Annotated in this window: 20 protein-coding genes and 1 pseudogene; 17 read left to right on the forward strand and 4 right to left on the reverse strand. The window is 70.9% G+C overall.

The annotated features are described in order from the left end of the window. Nucleotides 1-3 precede the first annotated feature (3 nt). The 9 genes from ACYVIO_RS24080 to ACYVIO_RS24120 all read left to right on the forward strand — a co-directional run bounded on the left by ACYVIO_RS24080 (nt 4) and on the right by ACYVIO_RS24120 (nt 8,976). The gene (locus ACYVIO_RS24080) at nt 4-855 is read left to right on the forward strand and encodes a fumarylacetoacetate hydrolase family protein (RefSeq protein ID WP_460653124.1); all 852 of its coding nucleotides are present in this window, start codon (nt 4-6) and stop codon (nt 853-855) included. Then, nucleotides 852-1,553: a GntR family transcriptional regulator gene (locus ACYVIO_RS24085; protein ID WP_460653125.1), complete on the forward strand. Its 702-nt coding sequence runs from the start codon at nt 852-854 to the stop codon at nt 1,551-1,553. Before ACYVIO_RS24080 ends, ACYVIO_RS24085 begins: the two co-directional genes overlap by 4 nt. Continuing rightward, nucleotides 1,550-2,278, forward strand: coding sequence for an SDR family NAD(P)-dependent oxidoreductase (locus tag ACYVIO_RS24090; protein ID WP_460653126.1), 729 nt, complete (start codon nt 1,550-1,552; stop codon nt 2,276-2,278). Before ACYVIO_RS24085 ends, ACYVIO_RS24090 begins: the two co-directional genes overlap by 4 nt. Before the next feature lie 3 nt (nt 2,279-2,281). Continuing rightward, nucleotides 2,282-3,862 (forward strand): FAD-dependent monooxygenase, encoded by a 1,581-nt coding sequence (locus ACYVIO_RS24095; RefSeq protein ID WP_460653127.1) that lies wholly within the window; start codon nt 2,282-2,284, stop codon nt 3,860-3,862. Next, nucleotides 3,859-4,248 carry a cupin domain-containing protein gene (locus tag ACYVIO_RS24100; RefSeq protein WP_344170386.1) on the forward strand — a complete coding sequence of 130 codons (390 nt, stop codon included), beginning with the start codon at nt 3,859-3,861 and terminating at the stop codon, nt 4,246-4,248. The genes ACYVIO_RS24095 and ACYVIO_RS24100 overlap by 4 nt, the downstream gene beginning before the upstream one ends. A 1-nt stretch (nt 4,249) precedes the next feature. Further along, nucleotides 4,250-5,146 carry an amidohydrolase family protein gene (locus ACYVIO_RS24105; protein ID WP_460653128.1) on the forward strand — a complete coding sequence of 299 codons (897 nt, stop codon included), beginning with the start codon at nt 4,250-4,252 and terminating at the stop codon, nt 5,144-5,146. A gap of 79 nt (nt 5,147-5,225) precedes the next feature. Then, on the forward strand, nt 5,226-6,191 hold the full coding sequence (locus ACYVIO_RS24110) for an alcohol dehydrogenase catalytic domain-containing protein (RefSeq protein WP_460653129.1): 966 nt from the start codon (nt 5,226-5,228) through the stop codon (nt 6,189-6,191). A gap of 172 nt (nt 6,192-6,363) precedes the next feature. Next, nucleotides 6,364-7,056, forward strand: a complete 693-nt coding sequence (locus ACYVIO_RS24115; RefSeq protein ID WP_460653130.1) for a GntR family transcriptional regulator — start codon at nt 6,364-6,366, stop codon at nt 7,054-7,056. Between the two features lie 54 nt (nt 7,057-7,110). After that, a complete protein-coding gene (locus ACYVIO_RS24120; protein ID WP_460653131.1) occupies nt 7,111-8,976 on the forward strand; it encodes an AfsR/SARP family transcriptional regulator in 1,866 nt (621 codons plus the stop codon). On the opposite strand, the gene ACYVIO_RS24125 is transcribed toward ACYVIO_RS24120, so the two are convergent. Continuing rightward, nucleotides 8,936-9,400, reverse strand: coding sequence for a PPOX class F420-dependent oxidoreductase (locus ACYVIO_RS24125; protein WP_460653132.1), 465 nt, complete (start codon nt 9,398-9,400; stop codon nt 8,936-8,938). The genes ACYVIO_RS24120 and ACYVIO_RS24125 overlap by 41 nt on opposite strands. A gap of 5 nt (nt 9,401-9,405) precedes the next feature. Further along, nucleotides 9,406-9,795 (reverse strand): hypothetical protein, encoded by a 390-nt coding sequence (locus ACYVIO_RS24130; RefSeq protein WP_460653133.1) that lies wholly within the window; start codon nt 9,793-9,795, stop codon nt 9,406-9,408. Nucleotides 9,796-9,854: 59 nt separating this feature from the next. On the opposite strand from ACYVIO_RS24130, the gene ACYVIO_RS24135 reads away from it, so the two are divergent. The 4 genes and pseudogenes from ACYVIO_RS24135 to ACYVIO_RS24150 all read left to right on the forward strand — a co-directional run. Next, nucleotides 9,855-10,436: a hypothetical protein gene (locus ACYVIO_RS24135; protein WP_460653134.1), complete on the forward strand. Its 582-nt coding sequence runs from the start codon at nt 9,855-9,857 to the stop codon at nt 10,434-10,436. Nucleotides 10,437-10,489: 53 nt separating this feature from the next. Continuing rightward, a complete protein-coding gene (locus ACYVIO_RS24140; protein WP_460653135.1) occupies nt 10,490-11,560 on the forward strand; it encodes a hypothetical protein in 1,071 nt (356 codons plus the stop codon). Further along, nucleotides 11,560-13,608: a DNA polymerase Y family protein gene (locus ACYVIO_RS24145; protein WP_460653136.1), complete on the forward strand. Its 2,049-nt coding sequence runs from the start codon at nt 11,560-11,562 to the stop codon at nt 13,606-13,608. The genes ACYVIO_RS24140 and ACYVIO_RS24145 overlap by 1 nt, the downstream gene beginning before the upstream one ends. Nucleotides 13,609-14,372: 764 nt before the next feature. Continuing rightward, nucleotides 14,373-15,201 (forward strand): annotated as a pseudogene (locus tag ACYVIO_RS24150) (PHP domain-containing protein); the annotation flags it as partial. Between the two features lie 312 nt (nt 15,202-15,513). On the opposite strand, the gene ACYVIO_RS24155 reads toward ACYVIO_RS24150, so the two are convergent. Then, nucleotides 15,514-15,954 carry a hypothetical protein gene (locus ACYVIO_RS24155; protein WP_460653137.1) on the reverse strand — a complete coding sequence of 147 codons (441 nt, stop codon included), beginning with the start codon at nt 15,952-15,954 and terminating at the stop codon, nt 15,514-15,516. A 105-nt stretch (nt 15,955-16,059) separates the two neighbouring features. Here ACYVIO_RS24155 and ACYVIO_RS24160 point away from each other — a divergent pair, with 105 nt between their 5' ends. The 4 genes from ACYVIO_RS24160 (at nt 16,060) to ACYVIO_RS24175 (ending at nt 21,174) form a co-directional block, all read left to right on the forward strand. Then, nucleotides 16,060-16,854 carry a RibD family protein gene (locus tag ACYVIO_RS24160; protein ID WP_460653138.1) on the forward strand — a complete coding sequence of 265 codons (795 nt, stop codon included), beginning with the start codon at nt 16,060-16,062 and terminating at the stop codon, nt 16,852-16,854. 27 nt (nt 16,855-16,881) lie between these two features. Next, complete coding sequence (locus tag ACYVIO_RS24165; protein ID WP_460653139.1) at nt 16,882-17,265, forward strand: VOC family protein; 384 nt, start codon at nt 16,882-16,884, stop codon at nt 17,263-17,265. A 96-nt stretch (nt 17,266-17,361) separates the two neighbouring features. Next, nucleotides 17,362-18,342 (forward strand): NAD(P)-dependent alcohol dehydrogenase, encoded by a 981-nt coding sequence (locus tag ACYVIO_RS24170; protein WP_460653140.1) that lies wholly within the window; start codon nt 17,362-17,364, stop codon nt 18,340-18,342. A 189-nt stretch (nt 18,343-18,531) separates the two neighbouring features. Next, nucleotides 18,532-21,174, forward strand: coding sequence for an ATP-binding protein (locus ACYVIO_RS24175; RefSeq protein ID WP_460653141.1), 2,643 nt, complete (start codon nt 18,532-18,534; stop codon nt 21,172-21,174). Here the strand turns inward: ACYVIO_RS24175 and ACYVIO_RS24180 are convergent. Then, a complete protein-coding gene (locus tag ACYVIO_RS24180; protein ID WP_460653565.1) occupies nt 21,167-22,396 on the reverse strand; it encodes an RNA polymerase sigma factor in 1,230 nt (409 codons plus the stop codon). The genes ACYVIO_RS24175 and ACYVIO_RS24180 overlap by 8 nt on opposite strands. Nucleotides 22,397-22,416 lie beyond the last annotated feature (20 nt).

Below are 22,416 nucleotides of genomic sequence, written 5' to 3' on the forward strand. Positions count from 1 at the left end.
GAGATGAGATTCGTGACAGTGATGTACGCCGGAGCCGAGCGGCCCGGCGTACTGGACGGCGACGAGGTCGTCCTGCTCCCGTACGACGACGTGGTGGCCGTGATCGAGGCCGGTACCGACGCGGTGCTGACCGGTGAGCGGATCCCCTACCGGGAGCAGGACCTGCGGGCGCCGTTGCGACGGTTCCGCCGGGACATCCTCTGCACCGGCTGGAACTACTGGGACCACTTCGAGGAGAGCCGCGGCAAGCGGGAGGGCCAGGACGTCGACCGGCCCGAGCACCCGACGTTCTTCACCAAGGGCCCGGACGTGGTGGTCGGTCCGTACGACCCGATCGCCTACGACCCGGCCCTGTCGGCCAAGTGGGACTACGAGGCCGAGCTGGCGCTGGTGATCGGCAGGACCGGCCGCAGCATCAAGGTCGAGGACGCGCTGGACCACGTGTGGGGCTACACACTGGCCAACGACGTCTCCCAGCGGGACCTGCAGCGGGCGCACGGCGGCCAGTGGCTCAAGGGTAAGAGCATCGACGCCACCATGCCGCTCGGCCCGTGGATCGTCACGCCGGACGAGCTGGGCGACCCGCAGGACGTGCGGCTGACCTGTCTGCTCAACGGCGAGGTCATGCAGGACGCCTCGACCAAGCAGATGGCCTACGACATCGCCACGCTGATCAGTGAGCTCTCCTTCGGGATGACACTGCGGCCGGGCGACCTCCTGCTGACCGGTACGCCGGCAGGCATCGGCAACGCCCGGGAGCCGCAGGTGTTCCTCAAGGAGGGCGACGAGGTCGTCACCCGCGCGGACAAGATCGGCGAGCTGCGCAACACGCTGGCCTACCAGGAGCTGTCGTGACCAGCCGGCTGGAGCTCCTGCCCGGCGGTGGCCGTGGCGGCCGCCGTACGCTCGCTGAGACTGCCGCTGCCGAGTTGCACCAGCTGATCCTGTCCGGTGAGTTGCCGAGCGGTACGCCGTTGCGCCTGGTCGAGCTGGCGAACCGCCTGGAGATGAGCCAGATGCCGGTCCGCGAGGGACTGCGCCGGCTGGAGGCGCTCGGCCTGGTCGACATCATCCCGCACCGGGGTGCCTGGGTCCGCGAGCTGTCGCTGGAGGACCTGCACGACACGCACGAGACCAGACTGGCGCTGGAGAGTCTCGCCGTACGGGCTGCTGCTGAGCACTTCGCGGTGGCCGACGAGCAGCAGGCCATCGCGGCGCTGGAGCAGCACCTGCGGCTGTCCCGGGCCGACGACTCGATCGGCGCCCGGCAGGCGCACGCCGACTTCCACTTCGCCCTCTACCGAGCCGGTGGCTCGCAGTGGCTGGCCCGCGCGATCGAGCCGGTCTGGCAGAACAGCGAGCGGTACCGGTTCGGCAGCCGGCAGACGCCGTTCCAGATCGAGCAGAACCGGCAGGAGCACCAGGCCATCCTGGACGCCTGCGTCGCGCGCGACCCGGACGCCGCCGAGCAGGCCCTGCGCAACCACCTGGCTGGCGCGGTGCAGCGGATCACCGAGACGATGACCTCGAAGCAGAAGGGGACGTCGACATGAAGGTGAGCTTCGACGCGACCGGCGAGGTCGTGGTCGTCACAGGTGGAGCGCACGGCATCGGTGCCGCGCTGGCGTCGGCCGTCGTGGCCAACGGCGGTACGGCGGTGGTGCTGGACATCAGCGCGCCGGCCGACGAGCGGGTCGAGTACGTCGAGGTCGACGTGTCCGACCGGGCCGCGGTGTTCAAGGCGGTCGGGTCGGTGATCGAGCGGCACGGCCGGATCGACGGTCTGGTCGCCGGTGCGGCCGTGCAGCCGCGGTGCGCCGTACTGGACACCGACCCGGCCGAGTGGACCCGGACGCTGCAGGTGAACCTGGACGGCGTGGTGTGGGTCTGCCAGGCCGTCGTACCGCACATGGTGGAGCGGTCGGCCGGGTCGGTCGTCGTGTTCACCTCGGGCCTGGCCGCGACCGGCTTCCCGCAGGCGGCGGCGTACTCGGCGAGCAAGGCGGCGCTGACCGCCTTCGCCAGGACGCTGGCGGCCGAGGTGGCCGAGCACCGGGTCCGGGTGAACATCGTCGCGCCCGGAGTGATCGACACCGACCAGTTCCGGGCCGCCAACGCCGGAGCCGACTTCGACCACTGGCGGGAGACCACCGGCATCGGTGAGCCCGCCGACGTGGTCGGCCCGCTGCTGTTCCTGCTGTCCGACGCGGCCGCGATGACCGGGTCGTTGCTGACCCGGGAGCGCGCCTTCGCCCGGTTGACCGACCTCACGGAGTGACGAGTGACATCGACTGACCAGCAACTGCCCGTCGCCGTGGTCGGCGCCGGACCGATCGGCCTGACCACAGCACTCGGTCTGGCGCACTACGGCGTGCCGTACGTGCTGCTGGAGGAGGACGCGACGCTGTCGTCCGACACCAAGGCCGGTACGACGCTGAGCCGGACCCTCGAGATCTGGAACCGGTACGGCGCGGTGGAGGGCATCCTCGCCTCGGCGGTGCGCATCGACGAGATCGGTGACATCGACCGGGCCACCAACACGCCGCGGGCCTCGGTCCAGCTGGCGGAGCTGGTCAACGACACCCAGTTCCCGTTCGTGATCAACCTGCCGCAGCAGATCATGGAGCCGATCCTCGCCGAGGCGCTCCCGCAGCCGGTCCTCACCCAGCACCGGCTGACGTCGTTCGAGGTCCGCGACGACCGGGTCGTGCTGCAGCTGGAGACCCCGGACGGCCCGCAGGAGCTCGAGGCGTCGTACCTGCTGGCCTGTGACGGCGGCCGGAGCAAGATCCGCGACGCGCTCGGGGTGAAGGTGGTGGGGGAGACCCTGCCCGAGCGGTACATGCTGATCGACGTGGCGGTCGACCTGGACGTCGACAACGCCCGCGACTACCCGTACCTGGCGTACTTCGCCGACAAGACCGAGTGGATGGTGCTGATCCGCCAGCCCGACAACTGGCGGTTCCTGTTCCCGCTGGCGCCTGGTGCGGAGACGCCGGGCACCGAGGACCTGCTGGTGAAGGTGAAGCAGTTCATCGGCGAGGTGGACCGGATCGAGCTGCTCGGCACGGTCATCTACAACGTGCACCACCGGGTCGCCGAGCAGTGGACCAAGGACCGCAAGGTGTTCCTGATGGGCGACGCGGCCCACCTGATCACTCCGATGTGGGCCCTCGGCCTGAACACCGGTGCCCTGGACGCGTCCAACCTGCCGTGGCGGCTGGCCTGGGTCCTGCGCGGCTGGGCCGATCCGTCGTTGCTGGACGGGTACGAGCGGGAGCAGCGACCGGTGGCGATCGAGGGCTCCGGGGAGATGGCCGAGGCCGCGCGCAAATACATGGCGCAGCAGCGGGGTGCTGTCACCGAGGACACGGGCGCGTGGGCGACGGCGTACAACCGCACGCTGCTCAGCGTCCGGCTGGACGTGGAGGGTGTGGGCGACTGGTCGATGGTGGCGACCAGTGCGGCGCCGCCGGCAGTGCGCGCGGGGGACCGGGCGCCGGACCTGGCGCTGCAGAGCCCGACCGGCCGGACCACGATCCACGACCTGTGCCGGGACTCGTTCGTCGCGCTGTACTTCACCGACGTACGGCGTCGTCCGGAGATCCCCGCCAACGACTCGCCTGCGCTGCGGCACTACGCCGTCTCGCGGTGGGACGCGCCGCACGACTCCGGCCTGCGGGACCGTTCGCTGTTCGACCCGGGCAGCATCGCGACCAACCGGTACGGCGTACCGGCCGGCAGCGTCGTACTGATCCGGCCTGACGGCCACATCGCGGCCGTGGCCCCCATGGCACCCGGCGTGGCCGACGAGCTCTACACGCGGGTGACCGGTCGCCCTGTCCCTCGGGAGGCGTCATGACGTTCGACGAACCGCTGCGGGAGATCCTGCTGCAGACCGACGACCTGGACTGGGTCGAGAAGTCCCTGGACGGGCTGTCGCACAAGATGCTGTGGCGCGACCCGGAGACCGAGGCGTCGATCGCGTTGGTGCGCTTCGAGCAGGGGTCGGGGATCCCGTCGGAGCACAAGCACGCGTCGAACCAGTTCATGTTCTGCCTGTCCGGCCGGTACGTGTACCTGCCGACCGGGACGACGCTGACCAAGGGCAGCTTCTACTGGAACCCGAAGGGCGTCGTGCACGGCCCGACGCGAGCAGAGGAGACCTCCGTCCTGCTGGAGGTGTACGACGGCCCGCACTACCCGGAGCGGCCGTCCTTCTACGACAACGACGAGGACGCACGCTGACATGGCCGGCTGGGACGTCCACACGCACCTGATACCGCCCACTGTGCTGGCTGCTGCCCGCAGCGGCTCGTTCGGCCTGTCCGTCGAGGGCGGGTCGCTGGTGGTCGACGGCGAGCACCGGCTGCCGCTCGGCAAGCTCGCCGACCCGGCCGCACTGCTGCAGTGGGTCAGCGACCAGGACTTGGACGGCGCAGTGGTCTCGGTGCCGCCCGCGCTGTTCCGGTACGACCAGGGCGTCGAGTGGACCGCTCTGCTCAACGAGGGACTCCGGGAGCTGGCAGGACCACAACTGCGGGTGCTGGCCCACATCCCGCTCCTGCACGCCAGTGCTCCGGCAGTCGCTGCCGCGCTGGGGGAGGAGGGCGTGTTCGGCGGCTTCGCTCTCGGTACGCCGGGGTTCGCCGGGCTGGACGCGGTCTGGAAGGTGCTGGACGAGCTGAACGCGTTCACGCTGGTCCACCCGGGCCACAGCTCGGACCGGCGGCTCGACGCGTTCTACCTGTCGAACCTGCTCGGAAACCCTTACGAAACAGGGCTTGCCGCCGCCGAGCTGGTCTTCACCGACGTACCGGCTCGGTTCCCGGGGATCAAGTTCTGCCTGTGCCACGGCGGCGGTGTGACGGCCGCGCTGGCCGGGCGGTGGCAGCGCGGGATCGACACCGAGCGGCCGGGGATCGAGGCGCCGTCGCTGGCGGTGGCCGAGGCGCTGCAGCGGTTCGTGGCCGACGACCTGGTGCACGATCCCGCCGTACTGCCGTTGCTGGAGTCGACGTTCGCGGACGTGCTGGCCGGGAGCGACTGGCCGTTCCCGATGGGCAGCGACCGGGTGGATCCGCGCCGGTCGACGGCCGCCGGAGAGCTCACCCGTCCGCTCGGTCAAGGGGGTCGGACAGCGTGAGACCAACTGTCGCTGAGCGGCAAGATGTGATCAGATATCAAATGCAGGTGGGGTTCACAGGCACGAGTGGGGTGGGTGGATGAGCGCGCGACAAGGCATCGTGCTGCGCTGCTACGGGCCTGGGGAGCAGCTGAAGGCCGAGGAGACCGAACTGGTCGCCGGACCTGGAGAGACGCTGGTCGAGATGGATGTCGCCTCGGTGACGCAGCTCGACCGCACCGTGCTGGCGGGCAAGCTCGCCCAGCAGTTGCAGCCGCCGTTCGTCCCGGGCTCCGAGGGTGCCGGTGTGGTGGTCGACTCGGCCGTGTACCCGTCGGGGACGCGCGTGGTGATCCGCGGTGGTGGTGTCGGCGTGGCCCGGCCGGGGACGTGGGGCTCGATGGCAGTTGTGCCGGACTCGGCCGTGCACGCTCTGCCGATCGGACTCGACACAGCCGAGGCGCTGGCCCTGCTGGCTCCCGCGCTGACCGCGCACACCGCCGTACGGCGGGTGGCCGGGGTCGGTCCGGGTGAGACGGTCGTGATCACCGGTGCGACCGGTCTGGTCGGTCGGCTGTGTGCTGCGGTCGCTCGGGCGGCTGGAGCCGGCAAGGTGATCGGTCTGGTCAGGTCGGACGAGTCCGTCGACCTGCTGACCCGGCTGGTCGACCAGATCGTCCGGGTGGACGAGCTGGGCCAGGTCGGCCGGGAGCTGCCGTGGTGCGACGCCGTCATCGACACGGTGGGTGGCCCGGTGACCAGTGGGGTGATGAGTCACATCACCCCCGGCGGCCGGATTGCCATCCTGGGCTACACGGCCGGTGAGTTCGCCACGCTCGACCTGCACCAGCTGATCGGGCGGGACCTGCGGGTGCTCCCGGTCAACATGCAGCGGACGACGATCGAGGCCGGGACGGTCGCGCAGGTGCTGGCCGACATCGCGCCCGCCCCGATCACTCCGGAGCTGGACATGGTCCCAGCAGCTCGTGTGGACGACGCGCTGGACCGTCTGGCCGGCGGTACGGCGGAGCGGCGAGTACTGCTCGATCTCACCCGGCTGCGCTGAGTAGTGGACGGGAGGCGGCTCCGGTGAAAAGCTGGACCGCTGGTCTTCCGGCCGGTGTCGTTCGGGGCTGCGTGGGGGCGCGGCGGGCGATCCGTCGCCGGAACGCCCGTGGCACCGCTACGGTTACCTCCCAGACGTGTGCGTAGTGGACGAGAGAGGCAGCCCACACCCAATGACCCGACGACTCGAGCTCACGCCCGGGGGACCCAGCGGCCGGCGTACTCTCGCCGAGGAAGCCGCCGCGGAGCTGCATGAGCTCATCCTGTCCGGCGAGCTGCCCAGCGGCACCGCGCTGCGGCTGGAGGAGCTGGCCAAGCGGCTGGACATGAGCCAGATGCCGATCCGGGAAGGGCTGCGCCGGATGCAGGCGCTCGGCCTGGTCGAGATCGTCCCGCACAAGGGCGCCTGGGTCCGCGAGCTGTCGATGGAGGACCTGCGCGACACCCACGAGACGCGGCTGGCTTTGGAGACTCTGGCGGTCCGGGCCGCGGCGACGCGGTTCGCCGAGTCGGACGGCGTGGTCGCCAAGGCCGCGCTGGCCGAGCACGTCCGGCTGTCCAAGGTCGGCGACATCATCGCGTCCCGGCAGGCGCACACCGAGTTCCACTTCGCGATCTACCGCGCCGGCGGGTCCCGCTGGCTGCCGCGCGCGATCGAGCCGGTCTGGCAGAACAGTGAGCGGTACCGGTTCGGCTCGCGGCAGACCAAGGCGCGGATCGAGCAGACCCGCCGGGAGCACCAGGCGATCCTGGACGCCTGCCTGGCCAACGACGAGGCGGGCGCGGGCGCGGCGCTGCGCGAGCACCTCGAGGGCGCGTTCCAGCGGATCAGCGAGACGATGGCGCGGCGGTACACCAAGGAGTGAGGTCAGCCGTCACCGGTCTGAGGGGTTACTATTGAGCCCTTCAGTGTCGGGAGGTTGGTTCAGTTGGAGCTGCGGTACGAGCTGCTCGGTCCGGTCCGGGCCTGGAACGGTGACACCGAGATCGACCTCGGCGCGCCCCAGCAGCGCGCGATTCTCGGTCTGCTGCTGCTCCGGGACGGCGCGCTGGCGACGTCGGACCAGCTGCTGACGGCGCTCTGGGCCGACCAGACACCGCGGGCCGCGGCGGGGATGATCCGGTCGTACGTGTCGCGGCTGCGGCGTGCGCTGTCGGACTCGACCATCCAGTCGGTCGCCGGCGGGTACGTGCTGCCGGTCGCGCCGGGTGCGCTCGACCTGAACGAGTTCCTCCGCCTGATCGACCTGGCGCGGGGCGCTCGGCAGGAGGGGCGGCTGGAGTCCTGGGCGGACGCACTGCGGGCCGCGCTCAAGCTGTGGAAGGGGACGCCGCTGGCCGGCGTACGGGGTGACTTCGCCAACTGGGAGCGCGAGCGGCTTCGCCAGCACCGGCTGGCCGCGGTCGAGGACCTCGCGGCGGCCAACCTGGACCTGGGTCGGCCGGAGGAGGCCGCGCAGGTGCTCTCGCCGATCGTGATCGAGCACCCGCTGCGGGAGCGGCCGCGGGAGTTGCTGATGCTCGCGCTGTACCGGTCCGGGCGGCAGGCCGACGCGTTGCGGCTCTATCAGGAGACCCAGCATCTGCTGGCTGACGAGCTGGGTGTTGACCCGGGGCCGGAGCTTCGGGAGATGCAGCGACGGATCTTGTCGTCGGATGCTTCGCTGGCTGGGGTTGTGCATCATTCTGTGGCGCTGTCGTCTGTTGCTGTGGCGCCTGAGCAGCTTCCGCCTGATCTGCCGGAGTTCACCGGTCGTGGTGAGGACCTGGTCCGGCTGTCGATGCTGCTGCAGCCGTCCGGTGATCACCTGCCCGTACTGGGTCTGACGGGTGCTCCTGGGGTCGGCAAGACGTCGCTGGCGGTTCACCTGGGTCGCCGGTTGGCCAGTCGGTTCCCCGATGGCCAGTACTACGTGCACATGATGTCCGCCGGTGATCCGCTGTCCTCGCTGCTTCGAGCGGCCGGTGTGACCGCGCTGCCGGAGTCGCCGTCGGAGCGTGGTGCGCTGTGGCGTTCGCTGACGGTCAACCGGCGAGTGCTGGTGGTGCTGGACAACGCCAAGAGTGCGCGCGAGGTGCTGCCGTTGCTGCCGGGGACGGGCGGTGCCGCTGTCATGGTGACCGCGTCGCAGCGGCTGTTCGGGTTGCCGTACGCGGACTGGGTCAAGGTCGAGCCGCTGTCGCCGGAGAAGGCGCTGGAGCTGCTGGAACGTCTGGTCGGCGTACGGCGGGTGCAGGCGGAGCCGGCGGAGGCTCGGCGGTTGCTGGCGCTCAGCTCTGGTCTGCCGCAAGCGATTCAGGCCACGGCGGCGCGGCTGCAGTCGCGGCCGGGCTGGAGCCTTGCCACGGCGTACGAGCGGATGCAGTTGCGCGGCGGTCTCGAACGGCGACACAGCGAGTGCGATCCGGTTGACTCGGCGTACGAGGTGGCGATGGCGGAGCTGCTGCCGGAGCAGGCCCAGGCGTTCCGGCTGCTGGCGTTGCTGGAGGAGGACTTCACGTTGGACGCGGCGTCCGTCGTACTGGAGCTGTCTGATCAGGAGACCGAGGCGTTGGTGGAGTCGCTGGTCGACGCGCACCTGGTGGAGTCGCGTGGGGCTGACCGGTACTACTACCTGCATCCGCTGCGGGAGTTCGCGCGGACGCGTGCTTGGGGGCTGGACGGGGAGGACGCCTGCCGGGCGGTGCTGAGCCGGGTGACCGCCTACCTGGCTCAGCTGCCCGTGCTGGCTTCGGCGTCCGGTGTCAGTCGGCCAGTCGGGCCGGGAAGCCGCCGGTTGCGATAGGGGACCAGCGGGTCGGCGTGATGCGGATCAGGCACTTGCCCTGCTTGCGCATCGCCTCGCGGTACTCGTCCCAGTCCGGGTGCTCGCCGGAGATCGAGCGGTAGTAGTCGACCAGCGCCTCGACGGCGTCCGGCAGCTGGATCACCTCACCGGTACCGTCCACCTGGACCCAGGCGCCGTTCCAGTCGTCGGACATCACCATGACGCTGGTCTGCGGGTTGCGCTCGACGTTGGTGCTCTTGGCCCGCTCGGGGTAGGAGGAGATGACGATCCGGCCCTCGGCGTCCACGCCGCCCGACACCGGCGAGGCCTGCGGCGTCCCGTCCTGGCGGGTGGTGATCAGCAGCATGTGGTGACGCGGACGGACGAACTCCAGCAGCCCGTCGAGGTCGACCTTGGTGTTGGTGGCAATCGTTCTCGGCATACCACTCACCCTAGTCCGGTCGCTGTTTCGTGCACGCTCAGCCAGCGCACGCCGTACCGGGCGGACTCGTCAGGAGTCAGTACGGCGGTGACGCGCCGCGACTCACCGACGGAGTGCCGCTCCAGGAAGCGGCAGACGACCACCTGGTCGGTCCGGATCAGCAGCTCGTACTCCTCGATGCTGATCGTCAGTCCAGGGACTGCGTTGCGCGCACCGGCCAGTGCTGCGCTCAGTGCTGGTAGGTCGAGTCGTCCGCCGTCGGTGGTGACCAGACTGAACTCCGGACTGTGCATCTGCCGGAAGGTGTCGAGCAGGCCGTCCTCCGCCTCGCTGCCCAGCCAGCGGGCGAGGTCCTGGTGGTGCTGGACGACCTCGGCCTCGGTCTGGTCGGTCATGGTTGTCGTCCCCTTCGTAGCGTGGCTCGGGAAGCCTAGTGGGCTTGTAGGCTCGCCCGATGAGTCAGTACGCCGAGTTCCGGATGGCGCCGCAGGTGCGGGGCCGGGCGCTGGTGCCGATGGTCGGGCTGCTGGTGCTGTTGGCGGTGGTGCTCCTGCTGCTGGGGTCGCTCGGTGGGCTGGTGGTCGGGATCCTGGCCAGTGTTGTCGGGACTGTTGTGGCCGTGGTCTACCTGATGGCGAAGCTCAACCGGCTGTCGGCGGCCAACGTGCTGCGGTTCGACGGCTGGGGGATCCGCTGGGAGGCCGGCGGGGGAGTCGTCCACCAGGTGGCGTGGGGCGACGTGACCGGGATCGGTCCGGTGAACGTACAGCTGACCCCGCGGCGGCGGGTGCATGTCGGACCCGTCCCGCAGCAGGTGCAGGTGTCGATGGCTGATCACGGCGTACAGGGGTGGTCGGCGGTGGCGCTTCCGGCCCGGGTGCCCGCGGTGATGCGGCAGGCGCTCGCCGCGATGCCCGCCGATCCTTCGGGAAAGCGGCACATCGGGATCCCGCTCGCCTCGTTCGACCCGAACTGGCCGGCCGGCCCGATCGGCGCCTGGATCAGGGCTCGCCGTCCTGACCTGTGGAGTTCCTGAAGCTGTGGACGGCCCGATTGACATGAGTCGAACAGGTGTTCGAACATGGGGGTGTGACGGGGACAGCTGCAGCCGACGAGGCACCGCCGATTCCGGCCGAGGGCACAACGGTCCAGGCCGGGCGGATCACCGCGCTCGACCAGGCTCGGCAGCTGCTCGCGCGGGCGCAGGCTCAGAAGGCTGCCCGGGTCGCTGAGGAGGAAGCTCGGGCTGCTGAGGAGGAGGCTTCGGCCCGTGCGCGGCTGGGGTCGGTCGCGAAGGAGGCTGCTTCTTGCGCGCGACTGGCGGAGGAGGCTGCTTCGGCCCACGCACGACCGGCGGAGGTCGCGGAGGAGGCTGCTTCGGCTCAAGCTCGACTGGGGACGGTCGCGGAGGCGGCTGTTGCGGCATCTGTTCTGACGGCGCTTCCCACGCTCGACACCGCGCGGTCCCGGACGGTGGCGGCGCCTCGGACCACGGAGACGCGGGTCCAGCAGGCGCTCGACACGGCGACTGCGGAGCGGGCGCTGCCGACGTTGCCGGCGGTGTCCGAGCTGCTGTCCGGCGCCTTGCGCGGCGGCGCGGTGTATTCGGTGCGTGGATCGAGCGCTCTGGTGATGGCGATGATGGCCGGGCCGTCCGCCGAGGGGGCTTGGTGCGGGGTGGTCGGGATGCCGTCGTTCGGCGCGGAGGCGGCGCGTGGTCTCGGGGTCGATCTCGAGCGGTTGGTGCTCGTTCCCGATCCCCAGCACGACTGGCTGAGTGTGGTTGCCGCATTGGTCGACGCCTTGACGGTGGTGGTGGTTCGTCCGCCGGGTGAGGTCACTTCTGGCGAGGCTTCTCGGCTGTCGGCCCGATTGCGTACTCGGGGTGCGATGTTGATCGCCGTTGGGTCCTGGCCTGGAAGTGAGGCTCGGCTGGAGGTTCAGGCCAATACGTGGAGCGGGCTGGGTGCTGGTGAAGGGCATCTCACTGCCCGGCAGGCGACCATCGCGGTCACCGGCCGCGGCGCCGCCGTACGGCCTCAGCAGCATCAGCTGTGGCTGCCGGCTCTCGACGGGACGATCCGGCCGGTGGAGGAGACCGCGGCCGACGGGACTGTTCGGCCGGCGGGCGACGGCTGGCTGCAGGAGGCGGTCGGCTGATGGGTGTTTCTCAGCAGCCGGTCCGGGGTGGTCGGTCGGCCTCGAGTGGTCACGTCGGCGAGGGCAGCGGTCACCTGGGCGAGGGGCAGCGCAGCGAGGCTGACCGGCACGCGATGCACCAACAGCACGTATCGCTGCCGTCTTCAGGCGGTCGGCGGACGCCGCCGGGTGGGTCGGTTCGGCAGGTGGGGGTGCGGACGATGGTGGTGTGGGTGCCGGACTGGCCGGTGCTCGCGGCGGCTTCGGTGGAAGGGGTTTCGCCGGATGCACCGCTGGCCGTCCTGCTGAAGGGACGCGTGCTGGCCAGCTCCGCCGCGGCTCGCGCTGAGGGCGTACGCCGCGGGCTGCGCGCCCGGGATGCTCAGTCCCGCTGCCCGGAGCTGCTCGTGCTCAAGTACGACTCGGTGATCGATGCGCGGGCGTTCGACCCGGTGATCGCTTGTCTGGAGGCGCTCACCCCGGGCATCCAGGTGATCCGTCCAGGCATGTGTGCGCTGAAGGCCCGTGGGCCGAGCCGGTTCTACGGCAGCGAACCGGCCGCCGCGGAGAAGCTGCTCGACCGGCTGGAGACGTACGACGTACCGGGAGGTCGCGTCGGGATCGCCGACGGCCCGTTCGCCGCGGAGCAGGCCGCGCGGGCCGCGTCGGCGCAGACGCGGGTGCAGGTGATCCCGTCCGGTGGATCGGCCGAGTTCCTGGCGCCGCTCACGGTCGACACGCTGGAGCGACCCGAGCTCACCGACCTGCTGCGGCGGCTCGGTCTGCGGTCGCTCGGCGCCTTCGCGCGGCTTCCTGCGACCGAGGTGCTGACCCGGTTCGGGCCGGACGGTGCGTTTGCCCACCGGCTGGCCCGAGGCGACGACGACCGCGCGGTGGTGGCTCGGCAGGTCCCACCCGAGCTGACCCGGACCCTCGACTTCGAACCGCCCGTGGACCGGGTCGACCAGGTCGCGTTCGCGGTCCGGACGGTCGCGGACGAACTGATCGGCCGGCTGACCGCGCTCGGCCTCGTCTGCACCACCTTGCGCGTCGAGGTCGGGACGGAGTCCGGCCGGGTGCACGAGCGGGAGTGGTTGCACCCACGCTGGTTCGCCCCTGGCGACGTGGTCGACCGGGTCCGCTGGCAGCTCCAAGGCAGCGGTACGGCGACCAGCGAACTGACCTCACCGGTGGTGCGGCTCCGCCTGATCCCCGAACGAGTCGACCCGGTCGGCGCCCACGTCGACACGCTCTGGGGCAGCGGCCCCGACGAACGCATCCACCGCGCCCTGTCCCGAGTCCAAAGCATGCTCGGCCACGGCGCCGTCGTCACCCCGGTCATCAGCGGCGGCCGAGGCTACGCCGACCGCCAAACCCTGATCCCCTGGGGCGATCCCCCCACCCCCGCCCGCTCACCCGCCAGCCCCTGGCCCGGCTCCCTACCCGGCCCAGCCGCACCACCTGCACCAGCCTCTGCCGAGCTCGCACCCGCACCTGCGCCCGCAGCAGTACCCGCACCCATCGCCGTCGCGTCCATGCCGGTGTCCGTCGTCCCCAGGCCCGCGCCTGTGGCATCCCCACCTCGTACGGCCTCCACTGTTGCTGTTCTTCGCCCGGCTCCAGCTCCGATCTCCACACCTAAAACTCCTGCACCTACCTCCAAGCGTGAGCCCTCCGAACTGGTGACTCACCGGCCTTTGCCCACCACGACTCCACTGCCGTTGCCGTCCACCTCCGGCTGGCCGGTTCCGGTGCCGACGCTGGTCTATCCCTCACCTCGCCCCGCTGAAGTACTGTCGGCCGACGGGCGCCAGGTCACGGTCAGCGCCCGCGGCGCTCTCTCCGGCGCACCTTCGGCCTTCCGCCTGTTGCCCGCCCCACAAGTTGCCGACAGCAACAAGCTGCACCCGATCACCGCCTGGGCAGGCCCCTGGCCGGTGGAGGAGCGCTGGTGGGACGCCGACGCCGAGAACCGCCTGGCCCGCTTCCAGCTCGTCACCGCCGACGGCCGCGCCTGGCTGGCCGCCGTCCAGAACACCCACTGGTGGATCGAGGCCAGCTATGACTGACCCCACCACCACACCCAGCGCCGCCGCACCCAGCACCTCCAGCGAGGCGCACTCCGCCGCGGCCATCTCCGTCGCAACCACCGCCGCTGCGCCCAGCACCTCCGGCGGAGCGCCCTCCTCTGCAACCAACTCCGCCGATGCACCCATCGCATCCACCACTGCGGTCACCTTTGGCTGCCGGCCGGTTGAGGACCATCTGGTCTGCGCCCGGCGGCACCTCATGGCCGCCCACCGGCAGCGCCACCGCCTCACCGCCCACCGGCACCTGCGCTACGCCCGCCGCCACCTCCTGGCGGCCAACCCCGGCGCGCACCTGCAGCTGACGGGCCGGCCGAGGAAGGACGACCCGATGGGAGCCGACCTGCATCCGGACGAGCACCCGCTCACCTCCGACCTCCGCGTACCGGCCCCGCCCGGCCCCGGCCTCCGCGTACCGGCCCCGCTCACCCCCGGCCTCCGCGTACCTGCCCCGCTCACCCCCGGCCTCCGCGTACCGGCCCCGCCCACCCCCGGCCTCCGCGTACCTGCCCCGCCCGGCCCCGGGCGGACAACGTCGGCCGGCGGGCTCTCCAGCCGCGGCAGGTTGTCCATCAAGCGCCGCCTCACGCCGGACCACCTCACGCCGTACCGGATCTCCTGTCCTGCAAGGCATTCCCTGCCCGGCGCGCGGCGCCTCCGCCTGCCCTGTCACCGCCGCCTGTCCGCCTGCCGGCATCTGCAACGAGCCCACCGTCAGCTCCGCCAGTTGCAGAGGGGAGCTACCCGTGGGCTGGAATAACCCGGCGATCCCCTGGTCGGAGCTGGAGCGCAAGCTGTCCAGCCGGTCCCGCCCGCCCGAGCCCGTTGACGAGCTGCTGGAGGCCGACGGCGGCGACGGCCCGGCGTGGTCACGCCATCGCCCGCCGTACGACCCGGATCCCGCGCTGCGTCCACGCCGTCCCGAGGGACCGGTCGTGCCGTACGCCGAGCTGCACTGCCACTCGTACTACAGCTTCCTCGACGGCGCCTCCGCACCCGGAGCAGCTGGTCGAGGAGTCCGTCCGTCTCGGCCTGCACGCGCTCGCGCTGACCGATCACGACGGGTTCTCCGGCGTGGTCCGGATGGCCGAGGCCGCGGAGGAGTACGACGACCTCGGCACGGTGTTCGACGCCGAGCTGTCGCTCGACCTGACCAAACCACAGAACGGCGCGGCCGACCCCGAAGGCAGCCACCTGCTGGTCCTCGCCGAACGCCAGGAGGGGTACCACCGGCTCGCCGGCGCGATCACCGAGGCCCAGCTCGCCGGCCAGGAGAAAGGCCGCCCGGTCTACGACCTGGAGGAGCTCGCCGACCGCGGCAAGGACGACTGGCTGATCCTGACCGGCTGCCGCAAAGGCCTGGTCCGGCGCGCGCTCGAGCTCGGCGGTCAGGCATACGGACCGGCGGCCGCGGCCCGAGAGTTCGACCGACTGACCGCGCTGTTCGGCAAGGACCGGGTCGTCGTCGAGCTGATCGACCACGGCCTGCCGACCGACAGCAGCCGCAACGCCGTACTGGCTCGCCTTGCTGCCGATCAAGGCCTCCCGGTCGTTGCCACGAACAACGTTCACTACTGAAGCACAGGCAAGTTGTCACAACGGATCGATCTACTGGGCCAACGCGTACCTGCGTGGGCTGCCTGGTGGGGCCCCGCACGTCGGCCCTGAAGCTTCCTTGTCAGCCAGCGTCTTGGTGGTGATGAGCTTGCTGGCCTAGGGCGCTCTGTGTGCTCGCCCGGCCGGCGCCGCGTGCGGCGTTCAGCTGGTGGCCCGAGGGGTGGTGGTTGGCGGCGCTGGGTGGGCTTCGGCGCGGGGTGTGCTGGGGCGCGGGCGTTTGGGCTGGTGCTGCGTGTGGGTGCGGTTGGTGTGGCTTGTGGGGGTGGGGTGTTAGCCGAGTGCTCCGAGGAGGATGAACAGGAGGCTGATGGCGACTACTGCTCCGATCAGGGCCAGGAGGAGGGCGAGGCCTTTGCGTTTTACCTTGGTGTGGCCGATGCTGCCGGCGGAGGCGAACTGGTGGTACGGCGAGGCGTAGAAGACCGGGACGGCCTGGTTCGGGTGGATCGTGAAGTCGAGGGCGGCCTTGCCGAAGGTGCGCATCCACTGGGAGTGGATCTCGACGTGCAGCGGTCCGGCGTACACCGGGATGTCGTTGCGGCCGTACTTGACCGGGACCTTGTAGCCGTTCAGGTGCACCGTCGGCGGGATCATCGTGCTCGTCATCATGCTGCCCTGGATGGTCAGGTGCAGCATCCCCATCGGACCCTGCGGCTGGTACTGCTGCGGCGGGTGCGGCTGGTACTGCGGCGGCTGCTGCGGGTAGCTCATGCGGCCTAACGATAGAGCGAGCGCGGTACTCGATCCTCTTGCCGTCTGGTGGGTGTCGGCGGGGGCTGGTTGGGTGAGGGTCCGACCGTGATGAGGAGACGTGGGATGACGAGTGTGGTGGGGCGGCCTCGGGTGGTGGTTTCGGTGACGGGGTCGGTGGATGGACGCGTGGCCCTGCGGCGAGATGAGCCGTTGATGGGGGAGGCCGCTTCGCAGGTGTGGCGGGGGATGTTGCCGGGGAGCGCGGCGGGGGTGGAAGAGGTGCGGACCGCGGAGCTGGCCGAGCGGTGGGGTCCGCAGGCGGTCCTGGAGGGGAGCGGGTCGCTCGTTGCGGACTCGGTGGGTGCGGTCGAGCACTCGGAGGAGTTCGGCGAGTCGGTTGAGGAGCTGCGGTCCGACTTCCTGCCGGTGGAGGTCGTGGGACGGCCCGGGCGCGAGAAGTGGTTCACCGTGGTGGACAGCCGGGGACGGATCGCGTGGGACATCAAGAGCCAGGGCGAGTACGACGTACTGGTGCTGGTCTCGCGGGCCACGCCGGCGGACCATCTCGCGTACCTGCGGCGGGAGCGGATCGCCTACCTGGTCGCGGGCGAGGACCAGGTCGATCTCGAGGCCGCGTTGCGCAAGATGTACGACGTACTCGGCGTGACCTGCGTGGTGTCGACGGCCGGCGGCGGGCTGAACGGCGCGTTGCTGCGGGCGGATCTGGTCGACGAGGTCCATCTGGTGATCAGCCCGGCGATCATCGGCGGACTCGGTACGCCGACGGCCTTCGACGGGCCGGAGCTGCCGGCAGGACAGGTGCCGACGAAGGTGCGGTTGCTGTCCACGCACACCGAGACGGACGGTCTGATCTGGCTCGGGTACGAAGTCGTGCGCGAGGAAACCGGCGGCGCGTAACGGCGTCGGCGCCTACGATCGGGAGGCATGCACAAGAGTCGGGTTTCGACGTTGCTGATCGACGTACCGCAGGCGGAAGCGCCGCGGGCCAAGGACTTCTGGTCCGCCGCGCTCGGCGTGCGGACGGGCAGTCCGCCGGGGGAGCCGCAGTACATCAGCCTGTACGACGCGGTGCCGGGGCTGGTGACCGCGGTCCAGGTGCTGGAGGAGGGTGAGGCGCGTTATCACCTGGACATCGAGACCGACGACGTCGACGCGGAGACGGCGAGGCTGATCGGGCTCGGCGCGGTCGAGGTGTCGAGCTGGCAGGGCTGCAACACCTTGCGCGTTCCGGGCGGGCAGCTGGTGTGCGTCATCCCGGTCCACTCAGACCCCGAGGAGTTCGCCGCCAAGGCGACCCCCTGGCCGTGACCCCTGAGGGTTGGCTGGGGGTTTCTCCCCGATGTGCTCAACCACCCACCCTGGCTAGGGTCGAACCGCGGCCTGGGGGCTCGAGGTGGGGGTTTGATGAAAGCCATCGTGCAGGACCGGTACGGCGCGCCTGACGTGCTCGAGCTCCGGGAGATCGACCAGCCGGTGCCAGGGGCGAGCGACGTCCTGGTGCGGGTCCGTGCCGCCGCCGTCAACGCGCGGGACTGGCACCTGATGCGTGGTGACCCGTACGTCGCGCGCCTGATGGACAAGGCGACCTTCGGCCGGCGCGGCCCGCGGCAGCCGGTCCGGGGGTCCGACTTCGCGGGCGTGGTCGAGTCGGTGGGGGCGGGCGTGACGAGGTTCAAGCCCGGCGACGAGGTGTTCGGTGAGGCCGACGCCGCCTTCGCCGAGTTCGTGTGCGTGCCGGTGACCGCGCTCGTGCACAAACCCGCGGCCCTCACGTTCGAGCAGGCGGCCGCGTTCCCACTCGCCGCGAACACCGCGCTGATGGGTCTGCGTGCTCTCGAAGCCGGTCAGCACTTGCTTGTGAACGGCGCGTCCGGCGGTGTCGGCACGTTCGCCGTACAGATCGCGAAGGCGTACGGCGCGGAGGTGACCGGCGTCTGCAGCACCCGCAACGTCGACCTGATCCGCGAGCTCGGCGCCGACCACATCGTCGACTACACCACCACCGACTTCACCCGAAGCCCAAGCCGGTACGACGTAGTGCTCGACCTCGTCGGGAACCGCACCCTGCGCGATCTCCGTCGGACACTCAGACCAGGCGGCACGCTCGTCCTGTCCGGCGGCGGTGTCTCCCGCGGCGGAAGTCTGATCGGCCCGGTCGGACTGATCATCAGGGGAATGCTGCTCGCCAAGCTCACCCGTCGCCACCACATCGAGGTCCTCGAGGCAGCCCCGCGTGCCGACAACCTCCGCACGCTGGCCGACCTCGCCGAGACCGGCAAGGTGGTCGCTGTGATCGACCGCGAGTACCCGCTCGCCCAGGCAGCCGAAGCGATCCGCCACCTGGAGGTCGACCACGCGCGAGCGAAGGTCGTCCTCACCCTCTGACCCCGCACAGCCAAGGCCCTCACCCAGGCGGGGTAGGCAACCAGGCGCGGCACGAGCAACCGCGCAGCAGCGCGAGCAACCGCGCAGCAGCGCGAGCAACCGCGCAGCGCGAGCAACCGCGCAGCGCGAGCAACCGCTAAGGCGCGGTACGCCACGTGGAGTGTCCCACCGCCCGCATAGAGTGCTCGGGTGGACGAGTTGCCGGACCCCGACGGGGTCATCGATCTCGACGAGCTGGTCGGGCAGTTGCGGCTGCTGAAGGTGTGGGCCGGCAATCCGTCGTACGACGGGATCGCGAAGCAGATCGGTGAGCGGCGCGGCCAGCCCGCGCGGAAGTCGACCGTGGCGGACTGCTTCCGTCACGGGCGGCGGCGGATGGACGCGGAGCTGCTGCTGGACGTCGTGGCGACCCTGCACCCCGACTCCGGGTACGTGGCGCGCTGGCAGCACGCCCTGCGCGTGGTGACCGGCGAGAGCGCGGCATCGGCGCACGTGAGCGTCGAGGAGGTGCTGCCGGAGGACCTGGCCGGGTTCACCGGGCGGACTGCCGAGCTGGACAGGCTGCGGGACGTGCTGGTCGCCAGCCAGGCCGAGGGCAACGCAGTGGTTATCTCCGCCATCGAGGGGATGGCCGGGGTCGGCAAGACGCGGTTCGCTGTGCACGCCGGGCACCTGCTGGCCGCGGACGAGCCGTTCGAGCAGGTGCTGTTCGTGAACCTGCGCGGCTTCCACCAGGATCCCCAGCAGCGCCCGGCCGATCCGGCGGCGGTGCTCGACGGGTTCCTGCGCCGGCTCAACGTGCCGGCAAGCCAGATCCCCCACGGCCTGGCAGCCCGTACGGCGGTCTACCGCGAACGCCTGGCCGGCACGCGGACCCTCGTCGTACTGGACAACGCAGCGACCGAGGAACAGGTCCGTCCCCTGCTGCCGCAGACCGCCGGATGCCTGACCATGATCACCAGCCGGCGCAGTCTGACCGGTCTGCCGCAGACAAGCCGTTTCGAGATCGACGTGTTCAGCCGCGACGAAGCCGTCGGCTACCTGACTCGCAACCTCCCCGGCCTGCCAACCGGTGAGGACCCGGCAGCAGCTGCCCGGATCGCCGAGCGCTGCGGCTTCCTGCCGTTGGCACTCAGCCTCGTCACGGCCTACATCGGTACGACGACCGGCTGGACGTTGACCGACCACGCCGACCGCCTGGACGAGCGGTACCGCGACCACCGCATCGACGACGCCGTCGAGGTCGCACTCGACCTGTCGTACGAGGGCCTGCCGGACCGGCACCGCCGCATCCTGCGGATGCTGTCGCTGCACCCCGGCGCCGACTTCGACGCGTACGCCGCCGCCGCACTCGCCGACACCAGCCTGCCGGCCGCCGAGCTGACGTTGGAGGAGCTGGCCCGCGACCACCTGCTCCAGCAGACCACTCCGGACCGCTACACGTTCCACGACCTCGTACGGGCCTACGCGACGGTCAAGGGGGTGGACGAGGACCGGCCAGGTGCTCGCCGGGACGCGCTGACTCGCCTGTTCGACTACTACCTGGCCACGTCGTCGGTGTGCATGGACGTCCTGCACCCGGCGTACGGCGACCGCAGGCCGAAGGTGGCGACGCCGTCGACCGAGCTGCCGGCAATCACCAACGGCCCTGCTGCCGTCGGCTGGCTGACCGCCGAGCGCTCGAACCTGACTGCCTTCGCCGAGCACACCAGCCAGAACGGCTGGCTCACGCACGCCAGCCAGCTGTCGATGACGCTCGGCCGGTACCTGATGGGCGTGCACGCGTCGGACGCGATGACCATCCACACCCACGCGCTGCGCGCCGCCGTGGAGGCCGGGGACCTGGTCGGTGAGGCGTACGCGCTGAACAACCTCGGCATCTCCCGGGGCCGGATGTTCCAGTTCGACCGGGCGATTGTGCTGCACGAGCAGACCCGGGACAAGTTCGCGGCCCTCGGCGACCGGATCGGGGAGGGCGGCGCCTACAACGCGCTGGGCACCCACTACACGCAGCTGAGCGACTTCGCCCGCAGCGCCGAGCACTTCGAACGCGGCCTGGCCGTGTACCACTCGGTCGGCGACCAGCGCGGCGAGGCGCTGATCCTGTCGAACCTGGCCAACAACTACAAGCGGACCGCCCGCTACGGCCAGGCGCTCGAGGTGCTCCACCGGGCCCTGGCGATCTACGCCGAGCTCGGCGAGTCCGACGGCCGGGCCGCCGTACTGACCAATCTCGGTGTGGTCGCGGAACGGACCGGCAGCTACCCGGAGGCCATGGCACACGCCAAGGAGGCGCTGGAGCTGTGCCGCCAGGCCGGCAACCGCAACGGCGAAGCGCGTGCGTTGCAGTGCCTCGCGGTGGCGGAGCTGCGGGCCCGCCGGTACGAGGATGCGCGCGAGCACGGGCTCGAGGGGCTGGAGATCTACCGCCGCATCGGTGGACGTGGCGGCGTCGGAGGTTCGCTCGACACCTTGGGCGAGCTGTGCACGGCGACCGGCGACACCACGCAGGCGGTCGAGCATCACCGGGCAGCCCTGCTCATCTACCGCGAGACCGCTGCCTACGACCACGAGAGCTACTCCCAGAACGGGATCGGCGAGGCTCTGCACACAGCAGGCGACAGCGAACTGGCCCTCACCCACCACACCGAGGCCCTCGCGATCGCCAGCAAGTACGACATCGCGATGGAGCAGGCCCGCGCCCATGCCGGCCTGGCCCGTGCGCACCGGAGCCTCGGGGCGATCACCGACGCGGACCAGCAGGACCGGCTCGCCGACTCCATCTACACCACGCTGGACGTGCCGACGCCTGCCTACAACGCGGCTAGCTGAGGATCGCCGCCGCGCGTGCCGCCAGGTAGTGGCGCTCGGGGAACGACTGGGTCTGCCGCGCCGCTTCCTCGTACGCCGTGCGCGCGGCTTCGAGGTCGCCGGCGAGTTCGAGCAGATGAGCCCGTACGGCGGTAGTGCGGTAATGGTTCGCGAGGTCCTCGGTGGCGTGATCGAGCCGGTCGAGACCGGCGCGGGGGCCGTGCACCATCGCGACGGCGACGATCCGGTTGAGGGTGACGATCGGGCCGGGGGAGAGGGTCTCCAGGAGCTCGTAGAGCACGAGGATCTGGCGCCAGTCGGTGTCGGCGGCGTCCAGGGCCTCCGCGTGCACGGCGGCGATCGCGGCCTGCAGCTGGTACGGGCCGATCGGGGCGGTGCGCAACGTCGTACTGATCAGATCGGTGCCTTCGGCAATGAAATCGTGGTGCCAGCGGGTGCGGTCCTGGTCGGGGAGCGGGACGAGCGCGCCGGTCTCGGAGGTGCGGGCGGGGCGGCGCGCGTCGGTGAGCAGCATGAGGGCCAGCAGGCCGCTGACCTCGCCCTCGGCCGGGAGTTGCGCGTGCAGCTGACGGGTGAGGCGGATCGCCTCGGTGCTCAGCTCGACCCGGTGCAGGGCGTCGCCGGAGCTGGCCGTGTAGCCCTCGTTGAAGATCAGGTAGAGCACGTGCAGTACGACGGCCAGCCGCGCGCCGAGCTCCTCGACGGGCGGCATCCGGAAGGTCGCGCCGTCGGACTTGATCGTCGCCTTCGCCCGGCTGATCCGCTGGCCGATGGTTGCCTCGGGCACCAGAAAGGCGCGGGCGATCTCGACTGTCGTGAGGCCGCCGACGGCGCGCAGGGTGAGCGCGATCTGCGACGGGGGAGTGAGCGCGGGGTGGCAACAGAGGAAGAGCAGCGTGAGCGAGTCGTCGGTCGCGGGGAGTGGCTCCGGCTCGGACGACTGAAGGGCGACCGCCTCCTCGCGTTTGCGGCGGGCGTTCTCGCTGCGCAGCAGCTCGATCCGGCGCCGGGACGCGACGGTGATCAGCCAGTTCAAGGGCTGATCGGGTACGCCGTCGGCCGGCCATTGAGTGGCCGCCGCGAGCAGGGCCTCCTGGACGGCGTCCTCGCAGAGATCGAACCCGCCGTACCGGCGTACGAGCGGCCCGACAACTCGCGGGGCAAGCTCCCGCAGCAGGCCCTCGATCTGCCCCGGCGAGCCGCGGTCCGGCTGCCCCGGGATTCCCCGCTGCCCCGAAACAC

This window comes from Kribbella endophytica (assembly GCF_054781295.1).